The organism is Halorussus ruber, from assembly GCF_004765785.1.
Lineage (GTDB): Archaea > Halobacteriota > Halobacteria > Halobacteriales > Haladaptataceae > Halorussus > Halorussus ruber.
The window spans coordinates 264,199-280,219 of the sequence record NZ_SBIT01000001.1 but is presented as its reverse complement, the minus strand read 5'-3'; the positions used below and the strand labels follow the sequence as shown (position 1 = coordinate 280,219).

At 65.1% G+C, this 16,021-nt stretch carries 21 protein-coding genes, 1 tRNA gene and 1 pseudogene; 12 read left to right on the top strand and 11 right to left on the bottom strand.

The genetic code is table 11. The features are described from left to right. Positions 1–41 precede the first annotated feature (41 nt). Complete coding sequence (locus EPL01_RS05950) at positions 42–341, top strand: hypothetical protein (protein ID WP_135824340.1); 300 nt, start codon at positions 42–44, stop codon at positions 339–341. Here EPL01_RS05950 and EPL01_RS05945 read toward each other — a convergent pair. From EPL01_RS05945 to EPL01_RS05935, 3 genes are all read right to left on the bottom strand, one after another. Next, on the bottom strand, positions 234–1,343 hold the full coding sequence (locus EPL01_RS05945) for a Gfo/Idh/MocA family protein (RefSeq protein WP_135824339.1): 1,110 nt from the start codon (positions 1,341–1,343) through the stop codon (positions 234–236). The two genes, EPL01_RS05950 and EPL01_RS05945, sit on opposite strands and share 108 nt — an antisense overlap. A gap of 66 nt (positions 1,344–1,409) precedes the next feature. Beyond that, on the bottom strand, positions 1,410–2,168 hold the full coding sequence (locus EPL01_RS05940) for a class I SAM-dependent methyltransferase (RefSeq protein WP_135824338.1): 759 nt from the start codon (positions 2,166–2,168) through the stop codon (positions 1,410–1,412). A 12-nt stretch (positions 2,169–2,180) separates the two neighbouring features. Further along, positions 2,181–2,600, bottom strand: coding sequence for a DUF7522 family protein (locus EPL01_RS05935; RefSeq protein WP_135824337.1), 420 nt, complete (start codon positions 2,598–2,600; stop codon positions 2,181–2,183). 192 nt (positions 2,601–2,792) lie between these two features. On the opposite strand from EPL01_RS05935, the gene EPL01_RS05930 reads away from it, so the two are divergent. Beyond that, positions 2,793–3,233: an NUDIX hydrolase gene (locus tag EPL01_RS05930; RefSeq protein ID WP_135824336.1), complete on the top strand. Its 441-nt coding sequence runs from the start codon at positions 2,793–2,795 to the stop codon at positions 3,231–3,233. Here EPL01_RS05930 and EPL01_RS05925 read toward each other — a convergent pair whose 3' ends face one another. Continuing rightward, complete coding sequence (locus EPL01_RS05925) at positions 3,234–4,202, bottom strand: sugar phosphate isomerase/epimerase family protein (protein WP_135824335.1); 969 nt, start codon at positions 4,200–4,202, stop codon at positions 3,234–3,236. It lies immediately after the preceding gene. A 254-nt stretch (positions 4,203–4,456) separates the two neighbouring features. Between EPL01_RS05925 and EPL01_RS22685 the strand changes: the two are divergent. From EPL01_RS22685 to EPL01_RS05915, 3 genes and pseudogenes are all read left to right on the top strand, one after another. Continuing rightward, a pseudogene (locus tag EPL01_RS22685) lies at positions 4,457–4,567 on the top strand (RNA-guided endonuclease InsQ/TnpB family protein); the annotation flags it as partial. Between the two features lie 86 nt (positions 4,568–4,653). Continuing rightward, a complete protein-coding gene (locus EPL01_RS05920) occupies positions 4,654–5,016 on the top strand; it encodes a DUF7344 domain-containing protein (protein ID WP_135824334.1) in 363 nt (120 codons plus the stop codon). Position 5,017: 1 nt separating this feature from the next. Further along, entirely contained in the window at positions 5,018–5,326 is a 309-nt protein-coding gene (locus EPL01_RS05915; protein WP_135824333.1) for a hypothetical protein, read from the top strand. 140 nt (positions 5,327–5,466) lie between these two features. Here EPL01_RS05915 and EPL01_RS05910 read toward each other — a convergent pair whose 3' ends face one another. Further along, positions 5,467–5,967: a helix-turn-helix domain-containing protein gene (locus EPL01_RS05910; RefSeq protein ID WP_135824332.1), complete on the bottom strand. Its 501-nt coding sequence runs from the start codon at positions 5,965–5,967 to the stop codon at positions 5,467–5,469. Positions 5,968–6,196: 229 nt separating this feature from the next. Between EPL01_RS05910 and EPL01_RS05905 the strand changes: the two genes are divergently transcribed. The 6 genes from EPL01_RS05905 to EPL01_RS05880 all read left to right on the top strand — a co-directional run bounded on the left by EPL01_RS05905 (position 6,197) and on the right by EPL01_RS05880 (position 9,836). After that, positions 6,197–6,664 (top strand): DUF7344 domain-containing protein, encoded by a 468-nt coding sequence (locus tag EPL01_RS05905; RefSeq protein ID WP_135824331.1) that lies wholly within the window; start codon positions 6,197–6,199, stop codon positions 6,662–6,664. After that, a complete protein-coding gene (locus EPL01_RS05900) occupies positions 6,646–7,413 on the top strand; it encodes a DICT sensory domain-containing protein (protein WP_135824330.1) in 768 nt (255 codons plus the stop codon). Before EPL01_RS05905 ends, EPL01_RS05900 begins: the two co-directional genes overlap by 19 nt. A 52-nt stretch (positions 7,414–7,465) precedes the next feature. Continuing rightward, positions 7,466–7,888: a DUF7344 domain-containing protein gene (locus EPL01_RS05895; protein WP_135824329.1), complete on the top strand. Its 423-nt coding sequence runs from the start codon at positions 7,466–7,468 to the stop codon at positions 7,886–7,888. Next, complete coding sequence (locus tag EPL01_RS05890) at positions 7,888–8,610, top strand: DICT sensory domain-containing protein (RefSeq protein WP_168215824.1); 723 nt, start codon at positions 7,888–7,890, stop codon at positions 8,608–8,610. The genes EPL01_RS05895 and EPL01_RS05890 overlap by 1 nt, the downstream gene beginning before the upstream one ends. 336 nt (positions 8,611–8,946) lie before the next feature. Beyond that, on the top strand, positions 8,947–9,348 hold the full coding sequence (locus EPL01_RS05885; protein ID WP_135824327.1) for an acyl-CoA thioesterase: 402 nt from the start codon (positions 8,947–8,949) through the stop codon (positions 9,346–9,348). A 134-nt stretch (positions 9,349–9,482) separates the two neighbouring features. Next, positions 9,483–9,836 (top strand): hypothetical protein, encoded by a 354-nt coding sequence (locus EPL01_RS05880; RefSeq protein ID WP_135824326.1) that lies wholly within the window; start codon positions 9,483–9,485, stop codon positions 9,834–9,836. Positions 9,837–9,978: 142 nt separating this feature from the next. Here the strand turns inward: EPL01_RS05880 and EPL01_RS05875 are convergent. Continuing rightward, positions 9,979–10,063: transfer RNA gene (locus EPL01_RS05875), tRNA-Leu, on the bottom strand. 205 nt (positions 10,064–10,268) lie between these two features. On the opposite strand from EPL01_RS05875, the gene EPL01_RS05870 reads away from it, so the two are divergent. Further along, entirely contained in the window at positions 10,269–10,826 is a 558-nt protein-coding gene (locus EPL01_RS05870) for a DUF420 domain-containing protein (protein WP_135824325.1), read from the top strand. 168 nt (positions 10,827–10,994) lie between these two features. Here EPL01_RS05870 and EPL01_RS05865 read toward each other — a convergent pair whose 3' ends face one another. From EPL01_RS05865 to EPL01_RS05845, 5 genes are all read right to left on the bottom strand, one after another. Continuing rightward, complete coding sequence (locus EPL01_RS05865; RefSeq protein WP_135824324.1) at positions 10,995–11,255, bottom strand: hypothetical protein; 261 nt, start codon at positions 11,253–11,255, stop codon at positions 10,995–10,997. A gap of 56 nt (positions 11,256–11,311) precedes the next feature. Then, positions 11,312–13,327, bottom strand: a complete 2,016-nt coding sequence (locus tag EPL01_RS05860; protein WP_135824323.1) for a CocE/NonD family hydrolase — start codon at positions 13,325–13,327, stop codon at positions 11,312–11,314. Positions 13,328–13,403: 76 nt separating this feature from the next. Then, on the bottom strand, positions 13,404–14,957 hold the full coding sequence (purF, locus tag EPL01_RS05855; protein WP_135824322.1) for an amidophosphoribosyltransferase: 1,554 nt from the start codon (positions 14,955–14,957) through the stop codon (positions 13,404–13,406). A gap of 565 nt (positions 14,958–15,522) precedes the next feature. Next, positions 15,523–15,696, bottom strand: coding sequence for a 50S ribosomal protein L37e (locus EPL01_RS05850; RefSeq protein ID WP_128476151.1), 174 nt, complete (start codon positions 15,694–15,696; stop codon positions 15,523–15,525). Beyond that, complete coding sequence (locus tag EPL01_RS05845; protein WP_135824321.1) at positions 15,693–15,884, bottom strand: LSM domain-containing protein; 192 nt, start codon at positions 15,882–15,884, stop codon at positions 15,693–15,695. Before EPL01_RS05845 ends, EPL01_RS05850 begins: the two co-directional genes overlap by 4 nt. Positions 15,885–16,021: the final 137 nt, after the last annotated feature.

Genomic DNA, 16,021 nt, shown 5'->3' with positions numbered 1-16,021 from the left:
AGTCAGCAGGCCGAAGGGACTTCCCGAGGTTATCCTTCTCGATGGACCCCACGGACAGGCTCACGCACAATCTCGTCGCCGAATCCGAAGCCTACGGCTACACGCTCACGGTCTGGGGGTCGGGCGCGATGCTCATCCACCCGTTCGGCATGCCGGACCTCGGAACGGTGTTCCTGTTCGTCTTGGGGGCGCTACTGGGATTCGGTTCGCTCGGCTTCATCGACTTCGACCGACTACTCCACCGCGACCCACTCACCGTTCTCGTCGCTCTCCTGAATCGCCGCCAGCGCCCGCTGGACTGCGAGACCGTCGGCGAAGTTCGGATGATACGCTTCGCCTGAGTCAACGGCGCTCAGGAACTCGTAGTTCTCGTGGACGAAGGTGTGTTCCCACCCGAGGACGTGGCCCGGCGGCCACCAGTGTTCGACGTAGGGGTCGTCGGCGTCGGTCACCAGAATCGTCTCGTATCCCCGGTTCCCTTCCCGCAGAACTTCGAGTTCGTTCAGGCGCTCCAGCGAGAACTTCAGGCTCCCCTTCGAGCCGTGAATCTCGATGCTGTGGTCGTTCTTGTGCCCGGTGGCGAACCGCGAGGCCTCGAAGGTCGCCATCACGTCGCCCTCCAACTCGGCCTGCGCGGAGTAGGCGTCGTCCACCGTGACCTCGCGCATCTCGGTCTCGTCGCCATCGCCCTCCACCGGGCGTTCGTCCACGAAGGTCTGGAGGTGGCCCGAGACGCGCTCCACGTCGCCGACGAGGAAGCGCGCGAGGTCGATGGTGTGGGCACCCAAGTCGCCCAGCGCCCCGCTCCCGGCCATCTCCTCGGAGTTGCGCCACGACCACGGGGCCTCGGGGTCGGCCAGCCAGTCCTGCATGTAGGTGCCCCGGAAGTGCCGAATCTCGCCGAGTTCGCCGTCCTCGATGAGGTTCTTCGCGTACCGAATCGCCGGGACGAACCGGTAGTTGAACGCGGTCGCGGTCGGGACGCCCGCCGACTCGGCGGCCTCGGCCATGCGCTCGGCCGACTGGAGGTCGTTGGCCAGCGGCTTCTCCGAGAGAACCGGGGTCCCGGCTTCGAGCGCGGCGATGGACGGCTCGGCGTGGACGTGGTTCGGCCCGAGGTTGTAGAAGGCGTCCACCTCGTCCACGACGTCCTCCCAGTCGGTCGCGGTGGTCTCGAACCCGAGCTGGTCGGCGGCGTCCGCGAGCGCCGCCTCGTCGCGGCCGACGAGGACGTGGCGCTCGATTTCGGGCGCGTCGGGGAAGAACATCGGTAATCGCGCCATCGCGTTGGCGTGGGCTTTGCCCATGAACCGGTAGCCGAGGACTCCGACTGTGAGCGTCATCGTGGCGGTGTACTGTAGCGAGACGCTTAGTAGTTCAGGCAGGCGCGGAATTTCGCCAGCGGTCTCTCACCCGCGACGCGCTCGGACCACCAGAATCTCGGGCGCGTCCATCGCGGCCTCGTACCGGTCGGGGTAGTGGTCCCGAAATTCGGGTTCGGGTTTCGGCTCCTCGAAGGCGTCGAGTCGGTAGTCGGCCCCGAGGAGCGCCCCGACAATCGCGCCAATCGGTCGGTAGAAGGTCGGAATCTCGACGCCCGGCCAACTGTTCGAGAACTCGGCGACCTCGTAGTAGTTCGCGTCGGTGCCAGCGCGGAGGTATTCCGGGTGGACCGTGGTGAACACGAGTCGCCCGTCGGGCGAGAGGAGGCGGTGGAACTCCTCGAAGACCGGCGTCCACTCCTCGACGTGGCTCAGCACGAGGTTGCTGAACACGAGGTCGAACGCGCCGGCCTCGAAGTCGAGTGAGTCGGTGATGTCCGCCACGGAGAAGGCCGCTACGTCGCCGAATCGCTCGCGGGCCGTCCGAATCGCCTCCGCGCTGGCGTCCACGCCGACGACTCCCGCCCCGCGCTCGCGGAACCACTCGACGTGGTCGCCGCGGCCGCACCCCGCGAGGAGGACTCGCTCGTCGGACACGTCGGGAAGCACGCGCTCCGTCGCGGGCCACGAGTAGTGTCGCTGGAAGTGGCTGTCGCCCCACGGGCTGTCCGCGCGATGCAGGTCGCCGTCGGCTTCTCGGGCCCTCTCGGCCAGCAGGTCGTAGCCCTCGGCGACCGTCGAGGGTGGAGGTGTGGAGCGATTGGATTCGTTTTCGTCGTCTCCCAAACTTTCTCTCCGTCACTCCTCGGCTTCGGTCGATTTGCTCCCGCTCGCCTCGTCGCCTTCCTCCTCGCCGAGGACCGACTCGACCGCCGAGGCCAGTTCCTTGAACCGGTCCATCTCCATCGGGTCGGTGGTCACGAACGCGCCGTGGTCGCCGACGATGACCCGCGTGAGGTAGCCGTAGTCGAACACCCGGATGGTGAAGTGGTACTGGCCGAGTTCGGTCTCCTGATACAGCGACTGGGAGTGAAAGCCCAGTCGCTCGTTGTCGGCGAACCCCACGAGGTCGGCGTCGGATTCGAGGTCGTCGCGCAGGTAGATCTGTTCCTCCTCGTCGTCGGTGAAGTAGGTCACGCTCCGGAGTTCGTCCCCCACGGCGGTCCGGCAGGTACTGACGAGTTGGTCGGCGAGGTCTGACGGTACTGATTCCGGCATGCGTGAGACTACCACGGACTAGGGGAAAAATGCTGTTGGCGTCACCGGAATTCGGGAATTGACCTGTACGGTTTTGGCGATGGCTGACGAAGAAGTCCAGAGCGGTCGAACCGGTTGAGCGGGTCACAGGACCCAGAAAACCCGGGAAGGGATTGAAACACTTTTTAACCAATCGGACATTCTCCCGAATCCGTGACCGAGCGCGCTATCCGAGTCGTCGCGCGGGGCCTCGTCCGGCGAACGCGCGGCGGGACCGAGGAGCTACTGGTGGCCCGCGAGCGCGACCCAACAGCGGGCGAATCGTTCTACTACCTCCTCGGCGGTGGCGTGGAGTTCGGCGAACACAGCGAGGAGGCCCTCCGCCGGGAGTTCCGCGAGGAGTTGGGCGTCGAACTGGCCGACATCTCCTCTCTCGGAACCTACGAAAACGTGTTCACCTTCGAGGGCCGGGCCGAACACGAGATTTGGCGAGTCTACGACGTCGAGATTTCGGACGGCTGGCCCTACCAGCGCGAGCAGTTCACCGCCTCCGAACCCGATGGCGAGGCGTTCGAGTGCGTCTGGAAGCCGGTCTGCGAGTTGGAAGAAGACGGCGAGCCATTCTATCCCGAGGCGGCGCTGGCGGACCTGTAGTCAGGCCCAGTAGGCCTCGCCCGGTTGCTCGCGGAACACCGCGCGCTGGAGCATGGCGACCGCCTTCTCCAGGCCCTCGTTGGAACTGGTCAGCGAGTCCTCGTGTTCGATGGAGAGCGCGCCGTCGTAGCCCACCATCCGGAGGGTGCTGACGATGTCCTTCCAGTGTTCCTCGCCGTGGCCGTACCCGACCGAGCGGAACAGCCACGAGCGGTCGGCCTCCTCGTCGTAGGGCGTCGTGTCGAGGACGCCTTTCGTCCGGGCCTGCGCGTCGTAGACCTTGGTGTCCTTGGCGTGGAAGTGGTGGATGGCGTCGTGTTCGCCCAGCAATCGGATGGCGTCGGTCACGTCGATGCCCTGCCAGTAGAGGTGGCTGGGGTCGAAGTTCGCGCCGATGCGGTCGTTGGTCTCCTCGCGCAGGCGGAGCATGCCCGAGGGTTCGTAGACCAGCATGTTGGGGTGCATCTCGATGGCGACATCGACGCCGTGGTCGGCGGCGTGGTCGGCGATGTCCGACCAGTAGGGGATGGCGACCTCCTCCCACTGGTACTCGTGGGCCTCGGCGTGTTCGCCGGGCCACGGGGCCGTAATCCAGTTGGGCGTCTCGTCGTTCGGACTCCCCGCGGGAAGCCCCGAGAAGCACGTCACCGCGTCCACGTCCAACTGGTCGGCGAGTTCGATGGCCTCTCGGAGTTCGGTGTCGGCCTCCTCGGCGGTCTCGTCGTCGGGGTGGAGCGGATTGTTGTGGGTCGCCAGCGCCGAGATGCGCATCTCGTACTCGTCGAGGAGGTCGAAGAGGTGGTTCCGGGCCTCGTCGTTGTCCAGATACTCCTCGCGGGGCAGGTGGTCGTCGCCGGGGTGACCCCCGCATCCGAGTTCGACGGCATCGGCTCCGATGCCGTGGAGGTACGCCAGCGCGTCGTCCAGCGACTGTCCGCCGAGCGGGACTGTGAGTACACCGATGTCCATACCCCGACCCACCACGGACGGCGTGAATAAGATTGTGGGAGTCGCAGAAATCCGACTGAACCGACTCGCCGCCCGAGCAAAGGAGTTTACAGGTGGTGCGAGGCGAATGCCACGGGGCTTGACCCCGTGGATGAAGCCGACAACTCGTGAACCAAACCATTAAGTCGAAATACTTCAAACAAGAAGGTGTGACGACGTAATCTGCGTCTGGCTTAGAGTCCAAAAACACGGACGGTCAGATGCTCTGTCGCCACCGAGTAGGAGTGGGAGAGGCCGAATCCACGCCTGCGGAGACTGCGCTCCCTGTGGATTCCCTCGTGGACTCTGCAAAGCGTGTCGTGGAAACAGGAAGCCTCGGGGTTTGACCCCGAGGCACTTCACCCAGTTAATCAAAACTCGTTCTTTAGTGAAAATCTCTTAAGGTTTTCCGTATCGGGCGGCTAGCGTAGGTGTGTCTAACGCTGATTCAGAGGGAGAGTTGGAAGAATGGAACGGCGGACCGAACGTGAGTGCGATGGACGACAGGACGCTCAATCAGGCGTTCGACCTGCTCGGTAACCAGCGGCGGCGCTACGTCCTCGAAACGTTGTACACGACAGTCGGGACTGAGCTATCGACCGACGACCTCGCCGACCGCGTCCTCGCTCGTGACCCGGACGCTCTCGACCGCGACCGCGTGGCAGTCGGACTCCACCACAGGATACTGCCGCGATTGGCGGACGACGGCGTGGTCGAACTCGACTCGGGGACCGACACCGTCCGGTATCGTGGCGGCGAACTGCTCGACGACCTTCTGGCCGTCCTCGTCGGATGAGATGACCGTAGAAACCCCATTCGAGACGGACTTTCGATTCGATTGCCCCGCTTGCGATGCCGTACTGCGGTCGGAGGCCGTCGAGGAGTTGAAGCGCGACGGACGGCGGCATCTGAAGGACCACGACTATCAGGAGGTCTCGGCGGCGTTCGCCGAGACGTACAGCGGCACCGAGTGCGAAAACGACTGTGGGTACGTCTATCCGGTCGTCGAGGACGAGACGAGCGGGTTCGGGTGTCCGAACTGCGGGTTCGACCACCGCCACGAGTTCGCACGTCGGTATCTCTACTGGCACATCGAGACGATATGAAAACGTACATCGTGGTTAAAGTATTATATACAATTCCTTACCAAACAATATTGTTTCTCTCTGCTGAATGATACCGTCGCAATCGACAGCGAGGACCGCGCAACCAACGACGGAGCGGGGTCAGTAGTCCGCGAGAAAGCTCACCGCTCCTCGGCCAGTTGCACGTCGAGGCGGTCTTCGAGCGCCTCGACCAGCGACCCGGCGACGTTGGCCTGATTCGCGCGGCCCTGTTCGACCGCCAGCAGGTCGTTCTCGGAGATTTCCAGCTCCTCGGCGAGTTCGTCGCGCTGGAGGCCAGCGTCCTGGCGGGCGCGCTCTACCTTCTCGCCGTAGTCGGTGACCAGATACGGGAGCGGGTCGTCGTCGTAGTTGGTGCCCTCTTCCTCCCAGCGACTCGAATCGCCGTCGTAGACGCCACTCGCTTTGGCGGTGTTCTGGGCCGCCTTGCGGTTGCGTTCGCGCTCGCGGTCGGTCTCGGAGTCGGTCTTGGCGTTGTCGTTGTGCGACGCGCACTCCGAGCAGACCTGCAACTGCGCTCCGGCCACGTTGGCCTCGGTCAGCGAGTCGCTCGACTTCCCGCAGAGTTCGCACGAGCCGCCGCCACCGCCGCCGGACGACCCGCCAGTCGAGTACTTAGCCATATACCAACCAGTTAGGGCACGACGCATTTGAATACCCCGCTTGTCGTTCACATTCCGTCGGTACCCGCTCCTTCCGACCACCGCCTCCTGTCGTCAATCACCACTGGCGCTTCCCGCGGACTACCACTACCACTTCCCGCCGACCACTACCGCAACAGTCGCTCCGCCAGCGACCGGTCTTACCGCTGCCGAATGGTTAATGGTCTTTCGTGTCGTATTCGACTCGACTATGACCTCCGACGGACCAGACATCGACTCGTCGGACTCTCACTCGACGGACGCCGACTCCTCGGACTCTGACTCGGCGAACACCGACACGGCCGCCGAGGTCGATGCGGCGTTTCGGGTCCTCTCGGACGTGCATCGACGCTACGCGCTCTACTACCTGCGGGACAGGGAGACCGCGACGATAGCGGAGTTGGCGACGATACTCGCCGGGTGGCTCGGAACCCGCGGGGACGCGAGTCGAGTCGTCACGACCGAGGAGCGCGAGCGACTGCTGGTCGCGCTCCACCACGCTCACCTGCCGGAACTCACGAAAGCTGACCTCGTCAGCTACGACCCCGAGACCGGCGACGTGTCGGTCGAGTCGCTTCCCGAAATCGTCGAGGCGGCTCTCGACACCTCTCTCGAACAGCAACGGGACGCGCCCGACCGGCCCGAAGAGCGGCGCTTCGGGTGGCGGACCGGGAAGTGACCGTGAGCCTCCGCGAGTTCCTCGACGGCGTCGCCGAGCGCCGGAAGAGAGTCACCGTGTTCGCGCCGGAGCGCTACGACGCGCTGGAATCCCACTTCGAGACTCGAAACGTGACCGTCGAGCAGGAGGACATCCCGGACGACGGGTCGGGCGGGTTCGTCGTCGTGACCGAGGGCGGCGAGTTCGTCGGGAGCGTCGACGCGGCCGCAATCCGGACCCTCGTCTCGCCGACCGCCGCAGACGCCAAGTCCGCCCCGAGCGAGGCGATGCGAGCGTTGCTCGACCTGCTCGCGGACACCACCTTCGTCTCCTTCGACAAGGGCCAACTCGTCGTGATGGCACACGAGATCGAGGACCGGGCCTTCCGGCAGGGCCGGGGCACCCTCCGAACCGGGTTTCAGGCGCTACAGGCGCTGAAGGCCCAGCGCGACGTGTACGAGACCCTCGCCGCGAAATCAGACCTCGACGTTCACGTCTACGGCGAGCGCGACTGGTCGCCGGACGTGTCGGGCGTGACGATTCACGCCGTGGACGGAGAGAGCGGCGAGGAGAGCGACACAGCCGACCCGACCACCGAAATCGGCGCGTACTGGTTCGTCGTCTTCGACGGCGGGGGCGACGACCGGCAGGCCTGCGCGCTCCTCGCCGAGGAGGACCCTCCCGACTCGGGGCGCTTCCGGGGGTTCTGGACCTACGACGCCGAACTCGTCGGCGACATCGACGCCTACCTCCGTGAGACCTACGGGTAGCCGATTCGAACACCGAACACTCATTGTCACCAAGCCGCAAGAACACACGACGATGGTCGAGGACCGACCGGACGGCCCCGCTGAGTCGGTCAGCGAACTGTTCGACGCCCTCAGACGGAGCAACTGTCGCTACGCGCTCTACTACCTGCAGGACAGAGAGACAGCGACGCTAGCGGAGTTGGCGACGGTCGTGGCGAGTTGGACGCAGGCCCGGGCGGCCGACCCCGAAATCGTGACCCCGGAAGACCGACAGCGCGTGATGGTCTCGCTCCACCACGCCGACCTCCCGGCGCTCGAAGACGCCGGACTGGTTCGGTACGATTTCGACTCGAAGACCGTCACCGCGGAGTCCCTGCCCGAAATGGCGGACGCCATCTTGGAGAAGTCGCTGGTCTACGAGCGACTCGCCGACCGAGAGCCAGACCACTCCGACCGACGGGAGTCGGGCAACGAAAAGGAACCCAACGACGAATGATGCTCCGAGAGTTCGTGGACGAAGTCGCGTCGTATCGCCGGACGATTACGGTGTTCGCGCCCGCCCCGGACGAGACGCTGGAACGGTACTTCGAGACGCGCAACGTCACGGTCGAACACGAACCGCTCCCCGACGACGGCTCGGGCGGGTTCGTCGTCGTGACCAGAGACGGCGAGTTCGTCGGAAGCCTCGCCCGGAGCGCGGTCCGCGAGTTCGTCTCGCCGGGCGAGGTCGGTTTCGGACCCAACGAGGGGGTTCGGCTCCCGATGAACCTGCTCGCGGACACCACCTTCGTCTCCTTCGACAGGCGAAAGCTCCTCGCGGCGACCCGCGAAATCGAGGACCGGGCCTACCGGCAGGGCCGGGGCACCCTCCGAAGCGGCTTCCAGACCCTCTCGCGGTTTGCGACCGAGCGCGACCGATACGAGTCGATCGCCTCGAAATCCGACCTCGACGTTCACGCCTACGCCCGACCGGACCGGACCACCGCCCAGTCGATTTCCGAGACGGAGAACGCGACGGTCCACGCCGAGGAGGCCGAGGAAATCGCCGCCCACTGGTTCGTCGTCTTCGACGGCGGGGGCGACGACCGGCAGGCCTGCGCGCTCCTCGCCGAGGAGGTCGCGTCCGGGCCGAACTCCTTCCGGGGGTTCTGGACCTACGACGCCGAACTCGTCGGCGACATCGACGCCTACCTCCGGGAGAGCTACGGCGAAGAGTGATTTCGAGGTGTCGTGAGGAACGGACCCCACCGCCTCGGCGCGCGCTGGTGCGACCTCGTGTCGCACCATCGACGTGCGAGGGACGTGGCCGCCTTGCGTGGCCACGAGGTTGGGGAGGTGTGAGGACCGCGGTCGCGGTGCGGGGCGGTAGACTCCTGTGTTCAAGCCTGTAGCTAGCTTCTCGCGCGCTCGCGTCTCCGATTCGCTACCGGTTCCCCTTTGGCGTCCTTCCCGACTTGGCACTTCGCAACCTGTTCTCTACTCGACTCCCGACCCAAAAACGAAGCCCTCGCCGGAAACGACAGACCGAACTACACCGACCTCCCAGTACCGACGATGAGCGACTACTCCTTCACGACCGACGTGGACGTTCGCTACCGAGACCTCGACACGATGGGGCACGTGAACAACGCGGTCTACGCCTCCTACTTCGAGCAGGCCCGCGTGGCCTACTTCGAGGAGGTGCTGGACGTCCCGCTCCGGGAAATCGAGTCGGTGCTGGCGACCCTCGAAATCGACTTCCGGCGACCGGTCGAAATCGACCACGACGTGACGGTCGGCGTGCGCGTGCCGGAACTGGGCAACTCCTCGCTCCCGATGGAGTACGAGGTCCGCGCCGACGGGGCCGTCGCGGCGACCGGCGAGACGGTGCTGGTCGCGGTCGACAGCGAGACCAAGTCCTCGCGGCCGATTCCCGACGACTGGCGCGAGGACGTGCGGGAGTTCGAGGGACTGTAATCGGCGCTTTCCGCGGCGCGCGAACCGTTCGGACCGCGACAGAACCGTTCATCGGTCGCGTTTTCGGCCCGAAAATCCGTTCGGGAGTAAACCGTCGTCACGGTTTATCCGCCTCTCGGTGGAACCGCCGCGTAGTGAACGACTTCGACCGAACGCCCGCCGCCCGCTCTGTTTCCGACTCCGACGACACGCTGTCCGACTCCGACGTTCTGACCGCCGGCCTCCTGCCGCGCGACCACGCCTGTCGAGGAGCGACGTTCGTCCGGCGGCCGGACTGCGAACAGACGACGCCCGAACGCGAGCGGACGAGGATGTATCAGGCACTCGCGGTCCGAGTCGGAGCCGAACCGACGACGCTCCTCGTCGGCCCGCACGCCGTGGTTTCTCCGACCCGGACGTACCGGGTCGAGGCGGTCCGGAAGGTCGCCTCGGGGCGACTTGCGACGATACAGTTCTGTCCGACGAGCGCGAGACTGGAGCAGGAATAGCGTTCTCGACCGAGGACACGGCTGTCGCTCGAAGGTTAGCGTTCGGAAGGAATTGTGCGTGGGTGCAGTCCCAAGGGACTCCACCTGCATCGTCCTCGGCGGCGAGGCCGCCTCGAATATCGCGGGAAACCCGCGCTTGCGATGCGTGGGACCGGATTTGAACCGGCGGACCCCTACGGGACAGCGCCCTCAACGCTGCGCCGTTGGCCTAGCTTGGCTACCCACGCTCGCGGTGTCTTTCTCTGCATTTCTTTGTAGACGCTACCCAGATAAAATGCCTTTCGTTTCAACTCCGGGGCGGCACGGCCCCACACGCCGCGGGCGGTGGGAAAGTACGCCCCGAAGAGGAGGTGGAGAGAGAAGCGTCAACACACCGCGCGAAGCGGCGACCACACAGCAAGGTGTATTTCGGTCCGCCCCTTAGGCCCACCCATGCAACGATTCGTCGAGCGCCACGTCCCCGCGGTAACCGGATTGTTGACAGTCGTCTCGCTCGCGTTGGTGTTCGCGGCCGCGCTCCGCGTGGTCCCCGCCGGAACGCTCCCGCGCGCTCCCGAGGTCTTCCTCGCGGCCATTCCGCACATCAACGCCGTCGTCAGCGTCGTGGCGTTCGGGACGATTGGGGCCTCGTGGCGGTGGATTCGGCAGGGGAAAGTCGAGCGCCACCGCAAGGGGATGCTCGCGGGCGTCGGCCTGTTCGCGGTGTTCCTGACGCTGTACCTCTACCGCGTGGCGCTCCTCGGGCCGACGCCGTTCGAGGGTCCAGCGTTCGTCGAGCAGTTCGTCTACTACCCGATACTGGGGATTCACGTCCTGCTCGCGGTGGTCTGCATCCCCCTGCTCTACTACGTCCTGCTGTTGGGGCTGACCCGCCCGGCGTCGGAACTCGGCGCGACGAAGCACCCGACCATCGGCCGAGTCGCCGCCTCGCTGTGGCTGACCTCGTTCGCGCTCGGCGTGGTCGTCTACCTCATGCTCTACCTGTTCTGAGGCGGGGCGCGGGTTTCCGGCGCTCCAAGTTGTCGGCACACACATATTTATTTAATAATTATAAATATTTTCAGGTAAAGAACCAGAATGTCTAGAAGCGGGGAGGAGTGCCCTTCTTTCGGTGGCTCGGCGGGGCTTTCTCCTCGCTCGGACCGCGCTCCGTAGATTTCAGACCTCGCCCTCGTAGGTCTCCAGCAGGACCTCCCACGAGTCGTACCGCTCGTGGAAGTGGCTGGCGTGGACGCGGCCGTTCCGACCGAGTTCGAGCGCGTGTTTCGGTTCGCGGAGTTGTACCCACCGGAGTTGGCCCTGCGGGCGAGGCTCGTCGTTTCCGTCCTCGGTCTCCCTCTCAGGGTCGGCCCTCCTCTCGGAGTCGGTCTCGCTCTCGCGGGCCGCCGGTCGGTCTGGCGGGTCGTGACGCTCGGCCATCCTCGTGAGCCACGGTCCGAGAGGGATTAACCGTTGTGCCCGCGAGATTCCGCCGGTCAGACCAGTTTCAGCCAGTCCTGTGCCGACCAGCCCTCGGCGTGGCCGTCGTACTCGACTTTCCACCAGACGTAGCCGTCTGCCCACTCCGGCCCGTTGACGATTCGGCCGCGGTCGCCGCTGTCGGCGGCGTCGATGGCGGTGTAACTCGTCGCGGGACCCTCGCGGATGTTGAGTCGGGTCGAGTCCGTGTCGACTTCGACCCGGTCGCCGATAGAGAGGCGCTCGGAGTTGCGCGCGCCGGTGTCGAGGCCGACCTGCTGGGACCATCCGGTCGTCCCGCCGTCGTCCTCGTAGTACTCGACCTGCCACCACGTCGCGCCGTCGGCGGACGTGGGACCGTCCACGATTTGCCCGGAGGAGTAGACGTGCTTCTGCTTCTTCGAGTCGTAACTCGTGCCGGGGCCGGTTCGGACCGCCAGATTCTCGACCGAGACGTGGACCTCGTCGCCGACCGAGAGGTCCTTCTCGACGGTGTGAGTGTCCGAGACGCTCCGCATCGGGAGCGTGAACTGCGAGGGGTAGTCGGTCGAGTGCATGATGTACGTTCCCTCGGACTCCCGCGAGTCGAAGTAGAAGGGGTTCGAGATGCTGACCCCGAGGCTGATGGTCTCGCCCTCTTTCAGGAATCGCTGGATGGGCGAGAACTGAACCGATATTTTGTGGTACTGGGCTTCGCCCTCCACGCGGTAGGTCTCGCCCATGTCGTTTATCATCTTGGTGTGGCCGTCGGCGTCGGTGTGATAGAAGTTGAAGAAGAGGCGCTCTTCCGGCCCTGTGGGGTAGACCCAGATGTCGAGTTCTGGCGCGCCGACGATTTCGAAGTCCGACCCGGCCTCCCAGTCGAATCGGTACTCGGTGTCGTTCCACCACCAGATGTCCTTTTCGAGGTAGGTGTCGTCGCCGCTGGCGGTCTCGCTGAGTTTCAGCGTCGCGTCCGACACGTCTCCGGGCGGGAACTGGTCGTGGGTCCGCCACGCGTCGGGTTGCTTGAGGTACATCGTGGCTTGGGGCACGTCGGTCGATTTGCCCTTGACGTGGCGATCCATCCAGTCGAGCGCGAGGCCGTTGAGGTAGTCGATTTCGCTCTGGGTTCGGTCGAGACCCTCCAGCGCGTGACCGCCCTCGTAGAAACAGATGCGAGTCTCGACGCCTCGGTCCTGCAGCGACCGGTAGGTCCGGAGCGCCTCGACCGGCTTGAACAGGGTGTCGTCCCAGCCCTGAATCAGGAAAGTCGGGGCGTTCACGTTCGAAATCTGGTTGGCGGGCGACCGCTCGGCGAAGGCGTCCTCGGCGTCCTGAGAGAGTTCGTTGGTCCACGCCGCGTCGAGGTACCAGTCCCAGAGGTCTTCGTCGAGTCCGGTCCCGGTCTCGAAGTCCCACGACTTGATGCCGCCCATCCCCAGCAGGAGCGTGAGCCAGCCGATTTTGACGACGCCGTGAGGAGCCATCGCGTATTCGAGGTCGTTCCACGTGATTCGGGGGACGATGGCGTCGATGCGGTCGTCGTTGGCCGCCGCGAGCAACTGAATCCCGCCCGAGTACGAATAGCCGTCCATCCCGACTTTGGGGTCGCCCGAGGCGTCCGTCAGGACGTTGTCCCGGCCCGCCAGCCAGTCCACGAGAGTCGAGGCGTCGTCTACCTCCTTGGGGCCGTCGAGGCCGACTTCGCCGCCGGACTCGCCGAACCCGCGCGAGTCGTAGGTCAGCACGACGTAACCGTTCGAGGCGTAGAGCTTCGCCTTCTCGGTGACCCGTGCCGACTTGCGGTCCGACCCCCAACCGTGGGTCATCAGGACCGCCTCGTGGGCGTCGCCGTCGTCGGGTTCGTAGAGGGTCGCCGCGAGGTCGGTCCCGTCGTGGGACGAAATCGTCAGGTCGGTCGTCGAATAGGACCCCGCGTTGGCGGGAGTCGCGCCGACCGCAATCGTCCCGGCGGTCGCGCCGGTCGTCTTGATGAAGCCGCGCCGGTCCATCTCGGCCCAGTGGACGCTGGAATCGTCGTCTTCGCGCATGGTGTAATTTCCCACAGGCGCGCCGCCGAAAAATTATTTTCGTACCCGATGAAACTGAAATCTCCGAGCGGTCTCGTCAGTCGTCGGCCGAGGAGCCGATTTCGGGCCGAGACACCTGGCGGTCGGTCTCCTCGCCGTCGATGTCGTAGGGGTACTCGCCGGTCACGCACCCCATGCAGAGGTCCGACTGCTCGGCGTCCAGCGCCTCGGCGACCGCCTCGGTCGAGAGGTACGCGAGGCTGTCGGCCTCGATTTCGCCGCCGATTTCCTCGACCGACTTGCCCGCGGCGATGAGCTCCTCGCGGGTCGCCATGTCGATGCCCATGTAGCAGGGCGCGACGATTGGCGGGGCACCGATGCGCATGTGGACCTCCTCCGCGCCGCAGTCCTTGAGGAGCGCGACGAGTTGGGTCGAGGTGGTTCCCCGGACGATGGAGTCGTCGATGAGCGTGACGGTCTTACCTTCGACGGTGGACTTGATGGGGTTGAGCTTCAGGCGGACCGCTCGCTCTCGCTCGTCTTGGGTCGGCATGATGAAGGTGCGCCCGACGTAGCGGTTCTTCATCAGGCCCTCGGCGAACTCGACACCAGCGCCGTCCGCTTGGGCCGCTTCCGCGTACCCCCCGGCGAACGCCCGGCCGGAGTCGGGCACCGGCATTACCACGTCGGTGTCGATGCCGCTCTCCTCCCAGAGCTTGCGGCCCAAGTCGCGCCGGGCCTCGTAGACCAACTTGTCGTCGATGACGCTGTCCGGGCGGGCGAAGTAGACGTGTTCGAAGAAGCAGTGAGCAGTGTTCTCTTGCTCGAACAGCTGGTAGGAGTCGAATCCCTCGCCGCCGGGTTGGAGGACGACGAGTTCGCCGGGGCGCACGTCGCGGACGAGTTCGCCGTCGAGGGTGTCGATGGCCGCCGACTCGCTGGCGAGGACGTAGCCGTCGTCCAGTTCGCCGATGCAGAGCGGGCGGTTGCCCTGCGGGTCTCGCACGCCCAGCACGGTGTCGTCGTGCATGATGGTCAGCGAGTACGAGCCGTGAATCCGGCCCATGGTGCGCTTGACCGCTCGGACGAGGTCCGCTTCCAAGAGGTTTCGCGCGAGGTCGTGAGCGATGACCTCGGTGTCGCCGTCGGAGGTGAAAGCGTGGCCCTGCGCGGCCAACTCGTCGCGGACCTCCTCGGCGTTGACGAGGTTGCCGTTGTGGCTCAGTCCCAGCGCGCCGCTCCGGAAGGAGACGGTGAACGGTTGGGCGCAGGACTTGTCCACGCTCCCCGCGGTCGGGTACCGGACGTGACCGATGCCCGCGCTTCCGCGGAGTTCCTCGATGTCGGACTGGTCGAAGGCGTCGCCGACGAGGCCCATCTCGACGTGGCTGTGCTGTTGGAACCCGTCGTGGGTGACGATGCCCGCCGACTCCTGCCCGCGGTGCTGGAGGGCGTACAGCGAGTAGTAGAGCGGCCGCGCGGCGTCCCGCTCGGTGAGCGAGACGCCGACGACGCCGCACTTCTCGGTCGGCCCCGAAAGGACCTCCGCTGGGCGTTCCGAAGGGGTTTCGGTGGGTCCCGAATCGGTTTCGAGTCCCGAATTTGCGTTCTCGGTCGGACCACTTGGGGCCGCGTCCCGGCCGTCTGGCATGGTCGGTGGTACTGCGCCACCGTAGTAAAAACCCTCGCTATCGTGCCGACTTTTCTCCGGCAGAGCCAAAAAGTATGCACGAACACGCATACTTCCAGTTGGCGCGCTGGAAACTCACGTCTACGCCGAGTTCCGACGCCCGCGTCGGAACTCGGCGTTTCCTCGCCCGGTGTCACTTCCGACCAGCGCGCGCTCGGTGATCCGTTCCACCAGAACGCGCCCGACTGACCAACCGCCAGCGAACGCCCGACTGACCAACCGCCAGCGAACGCCCGACTGACCAACCGCCAGCGAACGCCCGACTGACAAACCACCGGGTGGGATGAAGGGGCCGCCCGGTCGCGCTTGCGTGGTCGTCTCAGCGACCCCTATCTGACGCAACTACGTCCGTCAGATATGTCGCTGAGCGACCGCGACCGGGCGGGGGCTTCAAGAAACGTTCATCACGAATCTGTTCCAACTGTCTATTTCATAACTTCTCCGAGACTACCGATTCAAAAGGACACACGCACCGCTACTCGACAAAACTTCGCAGAGAGAAGGGAGACCGCAGATGCGTCGCGGCTTACTCGCCGGACTTGCTCTGCCACTCGTAGTCGCGGCGCTTGGCGGACTTGCCGAAGCCGCAACTCGAACACTCTTTCTTTTTCGTATGATACGACTTCTCACCACAGCGACGGCACTTGGTGTGGGTGGTCGTGTTCTTCTTCCCCTGGCTCGGGGTTCCTGCTCCAGTCATGGGCTTATCGACACGAGGTTATCGCCGCGTATAATGGTTGTGTCTTCCTCCTCGGTGTCCTCCAGAACCAGGTTCATGTGCTGGTCGTAGCCCGTCAGGATTCCCTCGTACTCGTCGCCGCCTTTCAACTGCACTGTAACCTCCTCGTCGAGAGAGGCTTCCAGCACGTCGAGCGGTCGTCCACTCATATCATTAGCGGCACCCGTCAAAGGCTTAAACGTACCGGAAGATGCTCAACGAGGAAAGTTTCTGGAACCCAACTGCGGATGGAAGTCGTCCACACACCGACCCGTGACGCAAACGTCTCGAACACACTCGACAGAGC